The 12,177-nt window shown below is 64.3% G+C and carries 12 protein-coding genes; all 12 read right to left on the bottom strand.

From position 1 onward, the window contains the following. Window positions 1–73: 73 nt before the first annotated feature. A complete protein-coding gene (locus RS899_RS15120) occupies window positions 74–622 on the bottom strand; it encodes an adenine phosphoribosyltransferase (RefSeq protein ID WP_138521687.1) in 549 nt (182 codons plus the stop codon). Between the two features lie 115 nt (window positions 623–737). Further along, window positions 738–1,472 (bottom strand): transcriptional regulator Anr, encoded by a 735-nt coding sequence (anr, locus tag RS899_RS15115; protein ID WP_024763934.1) that lies wholly within the window; start codon window positions 1,470–1,472, stop codon window positions 738–740. Between the two features lie 257 nt (window positions 1,473–1,729). Beyond that, window positions 1,730–3,112 carry an oxygen-independent coproporphyrinogen III oxidase gene (hemN, locus tag RS899_RS15110; RefSeq protein ID WP_315807439.1) on the bottom strand — a complete coding sequence of 461 codons (1,383 nt, stop codon included), beginning with the start codon at window positions 3,110–3,112 and terminating at the stop codon, window positions 1,730–1,732. Window positions 3,113–3,184: 72 nt separating this feature from the next. Next, complete coding sequence (locus RS899_RS15105; protein WP_315807438.1) at window positions 3,185–3,910, bottom strand: sulfite exporter TauE/SafE family protein; 726 nt, start codon at window positions 3,908–3,910, stop codon at window positions 3,185–3,187. Beyond that, entirely contained in the window at window positions 3,903–4,124 is a 222-nt protein-coding gene (gene ccoS / locus RS899_RS15100) for a cbb3-type cytochrome oxidase assembly protein CcoS (RefSeq protein WP_024763937.1), read from the bottom strand. The genes RS899_RS15105 and ccoS overlap by 8 nt, the downstream gene beginning before the upstream one ends. Window position 4,125: 1 nt before the next feature. Further along, on the bottom strand, window positions 4,126–6,603 hold the full coding sequence (locus RS899_RS15095; RefSeq protein WP_315807437.1) for a heavy metal translocating P-type ATPase: 2,478 nt from the start codon (window positions 6,601–6,603) through the stop codon (window positions 4,126–4,128). After that, window positions 6,600–7,145 (bottom strand): FixH family protein, encoded by a 546-nt coding sequence (locus tag RS899_RS15090; RefSeq protein WP_315807436.1) that lies wholly within the window; start codon window positions 7,143–7,145, stop codon window positions 6,600–6,602. The genes RS899_RS15095 and RS899_RS15090 overlap by 4 nt, the downstream gene beginning before the upstream one ends. Before the next feature lie 129 nt (window positions 7,146–7,274). Beyond that, the gene (ccoG, locus tag RS899_RS15085) at window positions 7,275–8,690 is read right to left on the bottom strand and encodes a cytochrome c oxidase accessory protein CcoG (protein WP_054910516.1); all 1,416 of its coding nucleotides are present in this window, start codon (window positions 8,688–8,690) and stop codon (window positions 7,275–7,277) included. Between the two features lie 211 nt (window positions 8,691–8,901). Beyond that, the gene (ccoP, locus tag RS899_RS15080) at window positions 8,902–9,867 is read right to left on the bottom strand and encodes a cytochrome-c oxidase, cbb3-type subunit III (protein WP_054910515.1); all 966 of its coding nucleotides are present in this window, start codon (window positions 9,865–9,867) and stop codon (window positions 8,902–8,904) included. Next, entirely contained in the window at window positions 9,864–10,055 is a 192-nt protein-coding gene (locus tag RS899_RS15075; RefSeq protein WP_315807435.1) for a cbb3-type cytochrome oxidase subunit 3, read from the bottom strand. The genes ccoP and RS899_RS15075 overlap by 4 nt, the downstream gene beginning before the upstream one ends. Window positions 10,056–10,060: 5 nt before the next feature. Then, window positions 10,061–10,669, bottom strand: a complete 609-nt coding sequence (gene ccoO / locus RS899_RS15070) for a cytochrome-c oxidase, cbb3-type subunit II (protein WP_017516817.1) — start codon at window positions 10,667–10,669, stop codon at window positions 10,061–10,063. Continuing rightward, a complete protein-coding gene (gene ccoN, locus RS899_RS15065; RefSeq protein WP_045209126.1) occupies window positions 10,669–12,111 on the bottom strand; it encodes a cytochrome-c oxidase, cbb3-type subunit I in 1,443 nt (480 codons plus the stop codon). The genes ccoO and ccoN overlap by 1 nt, the downstream gene beginning before the upstream one ends. Window positions 12,112–12,177 lie beyond the last annotated feature (66 nt).

The raw sequence follows: 12,177 nt of genomic DNA, 5'->3' as shown, positions 1-12,177 counted from the left end.
TGGATGGGGCACCGGTGCGAACGCCGGAAACGAAAACGGGCGCCGTAGCGCCCGTTGTCGGAAACAGCGCCGATCAGGCTTCGTCGAGGGCGAAGGCGGTCAGGCTGTAGGTTGGAATCTGTGCGTCGTTGAGCTTGGTCGAACCGCCCAATTCCGGCAGGTCAATGATCGCAGCGGCTTCGAACACGCTGGCGCCCATGCGGCGTACCAGTTGGGCCGCGGCCAGCAGGGTGCCGCCGGTGGCGATCAGGTCATCGAAGATCAGCACGCTGTCGCCTTCGCACAGGCTGTCGGCGTGGACTTCCAGCAGGGCTTCGCCGTACTCGGTCTCGTAGGCCTGGGCCAGTACGTCGGCCGGCAGCTTGCCGCGCTTGCGGAACAGCACCAGGGGCTTGTTCAGTTCATAGGCGATGATCGAACCGATCAGGAAGCCGCGCGCATCCATGGCGCCGATGTGGGTGAAGTCGGCCTCGACGTAGCGCTGGATGAAGCTGTCGGCGACGAAGCGCAGGGCTCGCGGCGACTGGAACAGCGGGGTGATGTCGCGGAACATGACGCCGGGCTTGGGAAAGTCGGGAACGGCACGGATCACGGACTTCAGGTCGAGTTGGTTGAGGATCATGCTGGATGTGCACCTGATGCGGTTTTTGCAGAGGCCAAAGTATAACGGGCCCGCCGATTGGCGAGCCCGTTTTCGATGACCGGAAAGTCAACCGGACGGTCAGCTTCCAGGTAGATCAGCTTTCCAGTTGGCCACCTGCCAGTGCGCACAGCTCGATGGAGTCGAGGATGTGCACTTCCTTGCCTTCGGCGGCGATCAGGCCGTTCTGCTGGAAGCGGGTGAACACGCGGGAGACGGTTTCCACCGCCAGGCCCAGGTAGTTGCCGATCTCATTGCGCGACATGGCGAGGCGGAACTGCTGGGCCGAGAAGCCACGGGCGCGGAAGCGCGCGGAGAGGTTCACCAGGAAGGTGGCGATGCGCTCGTCGGCGGTCTTCTTCGACAGCAGCATCATCATCTGCTGGTCATCGCGGATTTCCCGGCTCATCACCCGCAGCAGCTGGCGGCGCAGTTGCGGCAGCTGCTCGGAGAGTTCGTCCAGGCGTTCGAAGGGGATTTCGCACACCGAGGTGGTTTCCAGCGCCTGGGCCGATACCGGGTAGCTCTCGGTGTCCATGCCGGACAGGCCGACCAGCTCGCTGGGCAGGTGGAAGCCGGTGATCTGCTCTTCGCCGCCGTCGGTGATGCTGAAGGTCTTCAGTGCGCCGGAACGCACGGCGAAGACGGAGCCGAAGGCATCGCCCTGGCGGAACAGGAACTCGCCTTTCTTCAGGGGGCGGCCGCGTTTGACGATCTCATCGAGGGCGTCCATGTCGCTGTGGTTCAGCGACAGGGGCAGGCAGAGGGGAGCCAGGCTGCAATCCTTGCAGTGCGCTTGTGGCAATGCGCGCACTTTGATGGTTTCGGCCATGAGTGTTCCTTCAGTGGGATGGCACACAAAAACCAAGGGTACCGCAGACGGCAAGTCGCGCGCCAGTTGGCGACCTGTCTGAATCGCTGGTTCCAGCGACGGGGATGAGCGTTTTCGGGGTGTGTGTCGGGGCTCGAATCCTTTCGAAAAGTGCTGGGGCAGGGCTGTTCCTACACCCTGGGATGGCGGACATATCCTGTATCAATGGGTGCGACAGTTGGTCCCGCACCGTCGGTCGTCTGCGCGGAACTCACGAGTCAGATGACCCGCGAGAAGCGTTGCAGGTTCTGCATCGGCAGGTAGCGGTCGAACAGCATGCACAGCGAACGGACCAGCAGCCGGCCGGAAGCGCTGACGTCGATGCCGCGCGGGCCGAGGGTGATCAGGCCGTCGCGGGCGAAGCGCTCGAGGTCGTCCCAGATTTCCGCGAAGTAACCGCGGAAGTCGATGTTGTAGAGGTCCTCGATGTCTTCGAAGTCCAGCTGGAAATGGCAGATCAGTTGCTGGATCACCGCGCGGCGGATGAGGTCGTCCTTGTTGCAGTGCAATCCGCGGCGAGTGGCGAGTTGGCCCTGGTCGAGCGTGTTCTGGTAGTCGGCGATGTCATTGCTGTTCTGGCAGTAGAGATCGCCGATCTGGCTGATCGAGGAAACCCCCAGGCCAACGAGGTCACAGTGACCGTGGGTGGTGTAGCCCTGGAAGTTGCGCTGCAGGGTGCCATCTTCCTGGGCCATCGCCAGTTCGTCGTCCGGCAGGGCGAAGTGGTCCATGCCGATATAGCGGTAGCCGGCCGCTTCGAGCTGCTCGGTGGTGCGCTGCAGCATTTCCAGCTTCTGCCCGGGGGAGGGCAGGTCTTCGGCCAGGATCCGGCGTTGTGGCGGGAAACGTTCGGGAAGGTGCGCGTAATTGAACACGGACAGCCGGTTGGGTTGCAGGGCAATGACCTGCTCGACGGTGCGGGCGAAGGTGTCCGGGGTCTGTCTGGGCAGGCCGTAGATCAGGTCGATGTTGATCGAGCGGAATTGCAGTGTGCGCGCCGCATCGATGATGGCGCGGGTCTCGTCGAGGCTCTGCAGGCGGTTGATGGCCTGTTGCACCTCCAGGTTGAAGTCCTGCACGCCAATGCTGGCGCGGTTGAAGCCCAGCTCGCGGAGCAGGCCCATGGTCGACCAGTCGGCCTCGCGGGGGTCGATCTCGATGCCGTAGTCGCCGAAATCACCCTCGACGAAGTGGAAGTGGGTGCGCAGTTGCGCCATCAGTTCACGCAGCTGGCCGGGGCTCAGGAAGGTCGGGGTACCTCCGCCGAAATGCAGCTGCTCGACTTGCTGCTGGCGACCCAGGTGACGGCTGACGATCTCGATTTCATGGATGAGACGGGCGAGGTAGGGGGCGCTGCGGCCACGATCCTTGGTGATGACCTTGTTGCAGGCGCAGTAGTAGCAGATGTTCGCGCAGAACGGGACGTGCACGTAGAGCGAGAGCGGCCGTTGCGCTTTCTGGCTATCGCGCAGCGCGTGCAGCAGGTCGAAGGGTCCGACTCCTTCGTGGAACTGCACGGCTGTGGGATAGGAGGTGTAGCGCGGGCCGGACAGATCGTATCGGCGTATCAGATCTGCGTCCCAGCGAATATTGTCGAGCATGCCGATGTTCCCCGGTGGCGAGCTTTTCCTGCGCAGTCTAGGGAGAGTCGGGTAGAGGCCTGTTGACCTGTATCAAGCGGCTTTATGGTGGGGAACAGCGGCGCTGGCGTGCATCTCGTGGCCCATGATCCAGGCCTGGTGCGGGCCGGGCAGGGTCCACAGGCCGAAGAGAATTACCAGGATGCCGCCGGCCATGCGCACGCTGCGTTTGCGCAGCAGGGTGGTGATGCGCTCGGCGGCGAGCCCTGTCGCCAGCAGCACCGGCCAGGTGCCGAGGCCGAAGGCGAGCATCAGCAGCGCACTGTCGATGGCCGAGCCCTGGCTGGTGGCCCAGAGCAGGGTGCTGTAGACCAGCCCGCAGGGCAGCCAGCCCCAGAGCGCGCCGAGCAGCAGTGCGCGTGGCACCGTGGCAACTGGCAGCAGGCGGCTGGCGAAGGGCTGGATGTGCTTCCACAAGCCGCGGCCCAGGGCTTCGATACGGGTCAGGCCACTCCACCAGCCGGCCAGGTAGAGGCCCATGGCGATCAGCAGCAGGCCGGCGATCACCCGCAACGCTGCGGCGAATGGCGTGCGCGCCACGGCCCAGCCGGCCAGGCCGAGCAGCAGGCCGGCGCAGGCGTAGCTGAGGATGCGTCCGAGGTTGTAGGCCAGCAGCAGACGCAGGCGACGTCCGCGTTGCTCCGGCGGGATGGCCATGGTCAGCGCACCCATCAGGCCGCCACACATGCCCAGGCAGTGACCGCCGCCGAGCAGGCCGAGAATCAGCGCGGACGCCAGTAACGGCGCCAGTTCAGGCATCGCGCTTGTCCTGCTTCTGGCTGCTGTGCGAGGCGTCGCCCTCGGCTTCGTCGATGCCGGCCTGGTGCTTGGGGTCTTCGTCGTCGAACAGGATGCTGTGGGCCGGCCCGTCCATGTCGTCGTACTGGCCGCTGTTCACTGCCCAGAAGAAGATCGCGATGCAGATGCCGACGATCACCACGGCAACCGGAATCATTATGTAGAGAGCGGGCATTTCAACTCCGTGGCAGCGCCTGCGCCGCTTGTGGGGCGGCTGGCAGGGCGGTGGTCGCTATCGGGGCGCCGGCACCCTTGGGCAGCCGGGTCAGGCGCAGGGCGTTAAGTACCACGGTCAGCGAGCTGATCGACATGCCCACCGCAGCCCACACCGGCGTGATCCAGCCGAGGGCAGCAAAGGGCAACATCAGGCCATTGTACAGCCCCGCCCAGACCAGGTTCTCGATGATGACCCGACGGGTGCGGCGGGCGAGGCTGAAAGCCTGTACCACGCTGTCCAGACGGTTGGACAACAGCACGGCATCGGCGCTGGTCTTGGCCAGGTCGGTGGCCGAGCCCATGGCAACACTGATGTCGGCAGCGGCCAGCACCGGCACGTCGTTCACGCCGTCGCCCAGCATCAGCACGCGGTGGCCTTGCTGGTGCAACTGGCGCAGGACTTCGAGCTTGTCATCCGGGCGAAGGCCGCCACGGCAATCGTCGATGCCCAGTTCGGCGGCGACCCGGCCGACCATCGGTGAGCTGTCGCCGGAGAGCAGCAGGGTGCGCCAGCCGCGGGCGCGGCAGGCGTCGACCAAGTCGGCGGCGTCTTCGCGGATGCGATCGTCCAGCACCAGCCAGGCGAGGGCGCCGCTGTCATCACCCAGCAGCAGCCACTGGCCGGGTTCCTGCGGATGCTGGGGCGCGTCGCTGCCGCTCAGGGCGCAGACGAAGGACGGCTCGCCGATGCGCAGGCGACGTTCGCCGACCAGGCCTTCCAGGCCCAGGCCGGGGTGGCTCTCGACATTCTCGGCGGGCTGCGGTGCGCGGCCGAAAGCTCGGGCGATAGGGTGTTCGGAACGGTTCTCCAGCGCGGCAGCCAGTGCCAGGCAGGTGTCGCTGTCCAGCGCACCCAGCGGCCGGACTGCGCGCAGCGTCAGGCGGCCCTCGGTAAGCGTGCCGGTCTTGTCGAAGATCACCGTGTCGATGTGGTTCAGGCCTTCGAGCACATGGCCGCGGGTTACCAGCAGGCCGAGCTTGTGCAGGCTCCCGGTGGCGGCGGTGAGCGCAGTGGGCGTGGCCAGCGACAAGGCGCAGGGGCAGGTCGCCACCAGCATCGCCAGGACGACCCAGAAGGCGCGGGAGGCATCGTGTTGCCACCAGAACAGGCCGACCACGGCGGCCAGCACCAGCAGGGCGATGAGGAACCATTGCGCGGCCTTGTCGGCGAGTTCCGCGAGGCGCGGTTTGTCCGACTGGGCGCGTTCGAGCAGACGGACGATGGCCGAGAGGCGGCTGTCGCCGCCCAGTGCCTTGACCTGTACGGTCAGCGGGCCTTCGACGTTGAGGGTGCCGCCGGTGACGCTGTCGCCGCTCTGGCGCGGCTGCGGCAAGTATTCGCCGGTGAGCAGGGATTCGTCGACGCTGGACTGGCCGTCGAGGACCAGGCCGTCGGCCGGGATTACTGCGCCGGGCTGCACCAGTACGCGGTCGCCCACGTTCAATTCGCTGAGCAGTACGCGGCTGCTCTGGCCGCTGTCGTCCAGGCGCAGGCAGGAGGCGGGCAACAGGTTGACCAGTTGCGCGGTGGCCGCGGCGGTCCGTTCGCGGGCGCGGCGTTCGAGGTAGCGGCCGGCGAGCAGGAACAGGGCGAACATGCCGACGGCGTCGAAGTACAGGTCGCCGTGGCCGGTGACGGCGGTCCAGATGCCGGCCAGGTAGGCGCCGCCGATGGCCAGGGATACCGAGACATCCATGGTCAGGTGGCGGGTGCGCAGGTCGCGCACGGCGCCACGGAAGAATGGCTGGCAGGAGTAGAAGACGATGGGCGTGGTGAGGAACATCGCCACCCAGCGCAGGATTTCGTGCAGTTCGGGACTCAGGTCGATGTTGAATTCCGGCCAGGTGGCCATGGTCGCCATCATTGCCTGGAACCACAGCAGGCCGGCGACGCCCAGCTGGCGCAGGGACTTGCGGTTCTCCTGGTGCAACTGTTCGGCGGCGCGGTCCGGCTGGAAGGGGTGCGCGGCGTAACCAATACGGCGCAGTTCGGCAAGCAGCTCGCTCAGCGGCAGCTCGCTGTCGGACCAGCGCACATGCAGACGGTGGTTGGACAGGTTGAGACCAGCCTCGGCAACGGCGGGCAGGCCCTTGAGGTGTTTCTCGATCAACCAGCCGCAGGCGGCGCAGCTGATGCCCTCCATGATCAGGGTGGTCTCGGCGAGATCGCCCTGATGCTGGACGAAGGGCTGCTGAACGTCGGGGCGGTCGAACAGCTTCAGCTCGTCGACGAGCTGTTCGGGCAGGGCGTCAGGGTTGGGGGCGGCTTCGGTGCGGTGGCGGTAATAGCCTTCCAGGCCGCCGGCAACGATAGCCTCGGCCACGGCCTGGCAACCCGGGCAGCAGAATTCGCGGGTTTCGCCGAGTACTGGCGCAGTGAAGCGGCTGCCGGGCGGGACCGGCAGCGCGCAGTGGTAACAGAGCAGCGCGGCGCTCATGGGCGCTCGGCTTCATCTCCGCTGAGGGGCTCGTCGCCGAGGTCGAAGGTAGCGCCAGGAGCGACCTTTTCTTCCTCGAACAGACGCCAGGTCTTGCCGTTCTCCTCGCCGAGCAGCTCCACGAAGCGGCGGCCCTTCACGGCGGCATCCAGGCTGGCGGTGTAGCGGCCGGGCTCGGCGGGGCTGGCGCGCAGTTCCAGGTGCTTGTCCTGGGATTCCAGGGTGGGGGAGAGCAGGTTCAGGGTGAGCGTGGCCGGACGGCTGTCGCCCGTGAGGCGCAGGTCCACTTCGCCGGTCAGCTCGTCGAAGCTGATCTTGGCCCGCAGCTTGAGCTGCTGGGCGAGGTGTTCGCGGTCAAGGGAGCGGTTGATGCCCTTGCCGGCTTCGTAATAGTTGTCGCTGACCAGGGAATCCTGGTTGTTCACGGCGATGTTGACCATCGTCAGGCTGAGGACGATCGAGGTGCCCAGCATGGCGATGATGATCCACGGCCAGAGGTGCTTGTACCAGGGTTCCACGGGTGTCTTCATGGCCGATTGCATGCTCTTTGATCTCTCGCTGGCAGCGCCTTGCGGGGCGCCGCCCGGTGAAGGGGCGGGCGAATTCTACGTCCTTGGATCGCTACTGGCACCCCATGCGCAACATGGGGTGCCAATTCGTTCAGCATTGGTTCAACGAACGCGCGGACCGATGAAGCGACTGGTGGATTCCTTGCTGATGGACGGGTCGTCCACCGACTGGATGGTAAAGCTGATCTCGTTGGTGGTGGAGGGCAGCTTCTCCGGATCGATGGAGAGTTCCACCGGCATGCTGAAGATGTCCCCGGCCGCGACCGAGATTTCCTTCTTGCCTTCCAGAATCAGGCCATCCATGCCTTTGGCGCTGAGTACGTAGGTGTGGTCCTTCTGGTCCTTGTTCATGACCTTGAGGCTGTACACGTTCTCGATGCGGCCTTCGGCGTTCTCGCGGTAGAGCACGCGGTCCTTGCTGACGTCGAAGCCCACCAGCGGGCGCAGGAAGATGGCGGTGATCAGCAGGCCGATCATGATGCACAGGGCGATGGCGTAGCCGATCAGGCGCGGGCGCACCAGATGGGTTTTCTGCCCGGACAGATTGTGCTCGGTGGTGTAGCTGATCAGGCCACGCGGATAGTTCATCTTGTCCATGATGCTGTCGCAGGCGTCGATGCAGGCGGCGCAGCCGATGCACTCGATCTGCAGGCCGTCACGGATGTCGATGCCGGTCGGGCAGACCTGCACGCACATGGTGCAGTCGATGCAGTCGCCCAGACCCTGGGCCTTGTAGTCGGCGCCTTTCTTGCGCGGGCCGCGGCTCTCGCCGCGACGCGGATCGTAGGAAACGATCAGAGTGTCCTTGTCGAACATCACGCTCTGGAAGCGCGCGTACGGGCACATGTAGATGCACACCTGCTCGCGCAGCCAGCCGGCGTTGCCGTAGGTGGCGAGGGTGAAGAAGCCGACCCAGAAGTAGGCCCAGCCATCTGCCTCGCCGGTCACCAGTTCCATCAGCAGTTCGCGGATGGGGGCGAAGTAGCCGACGAAAGTCAGGCCGGTGACCAGGCCGATCAGCAGCCAGAGGCTGTGCTTGGCGATCTTGCGCAGCAGCTTGTTGCCGCTGAAGCTGGCCTTGTCGAGCTTCATGCGCTGGTTGCGGTCACCCTCGGTGACTTTCTCGCACCACATGAAGATCCAGGTCCACACGCTCTGCGGGCAGGTGTAGCCGCACCAGACGCGACCGGCGAACACGGTGATGAAGAACAGGCCGAACGCACTGATGATCAGCAGCCCGGAGAGAAGGATGAAGTCCTGCGGCCAGAAGGTCGCGCCGAAGATGTAGAACTTGCGCTCGGGCAGGTCCCAGAGAACCGCTTGGCGACCGTTCCAGGTCAGCCACACGGTGCCGAAATAGAGAAGGAAGAGGAGGGCGCCTCCGGCCATGCGGAGGTTGCGGAAGAACCCGGTAAAGGCTCGGGTGTAGATCTTTTCCCGGGAGGCATAAAGGTCGACGCTTTCACCCTTGCCCTTGGTAGGCGGAGTGACGTCCTGGACCGGAATCTGTTTGCTCATCAGTGCATTCCACGGCAGCGGGAGGGCGCCCTGTCGATACATGCCGAGAGGGTCAGAAATATGCTTGCACGCCTAACAATGATACGGCGTGGTGGGTGTTGCAACGGTGCGACAGTTGGTCGCGCAAGGAATTATGGACCCAGAAATAGAGCGGCGCCGGTATGGAAACCGGCGCCGCTGGGTGTCGCTATGGGGTGTAGGAAAGGGAGGCTTATTCGGCGCTCTTCTCACCTTCGCCGTGCGACAGGCTGTACACGTAGGCAGCGAGCAGGTGGACCTGGTCTTTGCCCAGACGCTCCAGCTGAGCCGGCATCTGGCCTTGGCGGCCGTAGCGGATGGTCTGCTGCAGTTGGGCGAAGCTCGAGCCGTAGATGAACGCGGCCGGGTGGGTCAGGTTCGGTGCGCCCATGGCCGCAGTGCCTTTGCCTTCAGCGCCGTGGCAAGCCACGCAGTTGGTGGCGAAGATCTTCTGGCCGTTGGCGACCTGCTCGTCAGTCACGCCTTCGGGCAGCTTGCGGCCGTCCAGCTTGGTGGTGACGAAGGCTGCTACATCATGAACGCCGGCATCGCCGATGACTTCGCCCCAGGCCGGCATGGCCGCGTGGCGACCGCCTTCGATGGTGGCGATGATGTCCTTCGGCTCGCCGCCCCAGCGCCAGTCGGCGTCGGTCAGGTTCGGGAAGCCGTGGGCGCCCTTGGCGTCGGAACCGTGGCAGACGGAGCAGTTGGAAGCGAACAGGCGGTTACCCATTTTCAGGGCCTGCTCGTCCTTGGCCACATCCTCGATCGGCATGGCGCCGAACTTGGCGTACAGCGGGCCGTACTTCTCATCGGCCTTGGCCATTTCCTTTTCCCACTGGTGCACACCGGTCCAGCCTTTTTCGCCGTTGGCGAATTCGGCCTTATCCTGATAGCCCGGCAGCAGGCCTTTCCAGTTACCCAGGCCCGGATACAGGGCCAGGTAGGCGAGGGCGAAGATGAAGGTGGCCACGAACAGCATGAACCACCACTTCGGCAGCGGGTTGTCGTACTCCTCGATGCCGTCGAAGGCATGGCCGACGGTCTCGTCGGTGGCTTCGTTGCGCTGACCGCGACGGGTGGCGAACAGCAGCCACGCCAGGGCGAAGATGGTGCCCAGGGTAAGTACGGTGACGTACAGACTCCAGAAGGTTGTCATTCTTTGTTGCTCCTAGAAGCTTGCTCTTGCTCGACGTGCTTTTGGGCGACCGGGTCATCCGCGAAGGGCAGCAGGGCGTCTTCGTCGAAGCGCTCCTTGCGTTTGCCACCGTAGGCCCAGAGCAGGACGCCGACGAAGGCGACCATCACTACTACAGTGCCGATACCGCGAATGGTCCCGATATCCATCACTGTCACCGTTTGCTCTTGATGATGGTGCCGAGGCCTTGCAGGTAGGCGACCACAGCGTCCATCTCGGTCTTGCCTTTGACGGCATCACGAGCACCGGCGATGTCTTCGTCGGTGTAGGGCACGCCCAGCGTACGCAGGGCTTCCATTTTCTTCGCGGTGTCCTTGCCGTCGAGCTTGTTCTCCACCAGCCAGGGGTAGGAGGGCATCTTCGATTCCGGCACCACGTTGCGCGGGTTGTAGAGATGCGCGCGGTGCCAATCGTCGGAGTAGCGGCCGCCGACGCGGGCCAGGTCCGGGCCGGTACGCTTGGAGCCCCACAGGAACGGGTGGTCCCAGACGCTTTCGCCGGCGACGGAATAGTGGCCGTAGCGCTCGGTCTCGGCGCGGAACGGGCGGACCATCTGCGAGTGGCAGCCTACGCAGCCTTCGCGGATGTAGATGTCACGGCCTTCGAGCTCCAGCGCGGTGCGCGGCTTCATGCCTTCGACCGGCTTGTTGGTGACGTCCTGGAAGAACAGCGGAACGATCTGGGTCAGACCGCCGATGCTCACCGCAATGACCATGAAGAAGGCCAGAAGGCCGATGTTCTTCTCGACTACTTCGTGCTTCATCAGTGAGCTCCTACAGCGGGGATCTGGGCAGCGGCATCGGCGTCAGCCTGTTTGAAGCCACGCACAGTACGGAAGGTGTTGTAGGCCATCAGCAGCATGCCGGAAGCGAAGAATGCACCGCCCAGCGCACGGACGATGAAGCCCGGGTGGCTGGCCTGCAGGGCTTCCACGAAGGAGTAGGTGAGGGTGCCGTCGGCGTTGATCGCGCGCCACATCAGGCCCTGGGTGATGCCGTTGACCCACATGGAGGCGATGTACAGCACGGTACCGATGGTAGCCAGCCAGAAGTGGGCGTTGATCAGGCCTACGCTGTGCATCTGCTCGCGGCCGAAGACCTTCGGAATCAGGTGGTACAGGGAGCCGATGGAGATCATCGCTACCCAGCCCAGAGCGCCGGCGTGTACGTGGCCGATGGTCCAGTCGGTGTAGTGCGACAGGGAGTTGACGGTCTTGATGGCCATCATCGGGCCTTCGAAGGTGGACATGCCGTAGAAGGCCAGGGAAACCACCAGGAAGCGCAGGATCGGGTCGGTGCGCAGCTTATGCCAGGCGCCGGAGAGGGTCATCATGCCGTTGATCATGCCGCCCCAGCTCGGAGCCAGCAGGATCAGGGACATCACCATGCCCAGAGACTGGGCCCAGTCAGGCAGAGCGGTGTAGTGCAGGTGGTGCGGGCCGGCCCAGATGTACAGGGTGATCAGCGCCCAGAAGTGCACGATGGACAGGCGATAGGAGTAGATCGGGCGCTCGGCCTGCTTCGGAACGAAGTAGTACATCATGCCGAGGAAGCCGGTGGTCAGGAAGAAGCCCACGGCGTTGTGGCCGTACCACCACTGGATCATGGCGTCGGTGGCACCGGCGTAGACCGAGTAGGACTTGAACCAGGTGACCGGCAGTTCCGCGCTGTTGACGATGTGCAGCATGGCGGTGACGAGGATGAATGCGCCGTAGAACCAGTTGCCCACGTAGATGTGCTTGGTCTTGCGCTTCATCACGGTGCCGAAGAACACCAGTGCGTAGGTTACCCAGACGATGGCCAGCAGGATGTCGATCGGCCATTCCAGCTCGGCGTACTCCTTGGAGGAGGTGTAGCCCAGCGGCAGGGTGATGCCGGCCAGCACGATCACCGCTTGCCAACCCCAGAAGGTGAAGGCTGCGAGGCTGTCGGAGACCAGGCGGGTCTGACAGGTGCGCTGTACGACGTAGTAGGAAGTTGCGAAGAGAGCACAGCCGCCGAAGGCGAAGATCACCAGGTTGGTGTGCAGCGGACGCAGTCGGCCGAAGCTGGTCCAGGGCAGGTCCAGGTTCAACTGGGGCCAAACCAACTGTGAGGCGATGTAAACACCAACCCCCATTCCAAGTATCCCCCAGACCACCGTCATGATGGCGAACTGGCGGACGACCTTATAGTTATAAGCAGTCGGACTGATTGCTGTGCTCATTCTAAGGTTCCACGGTTTTTGGATTTTATGGACAAAAAAACGGCGGCAAGTATGGAGAAAGCAGGT

It is taken from the genome of Pseudomonas sp. C9-3, assembly GCF_032392015.1.
Classification (GTDB): Bacteria; Pseudomonadota; Gammaproteobacteria; order Pseudomonadales; family Pseudomonadaceae; genus Pseudomonas; species Pseudomonas nitroreducens.
The sequence above is the reverse complement of the archived record's forward strand: the minus strand, read 5'-3'. Positions and strand labels throughout refer to the sequence as shown.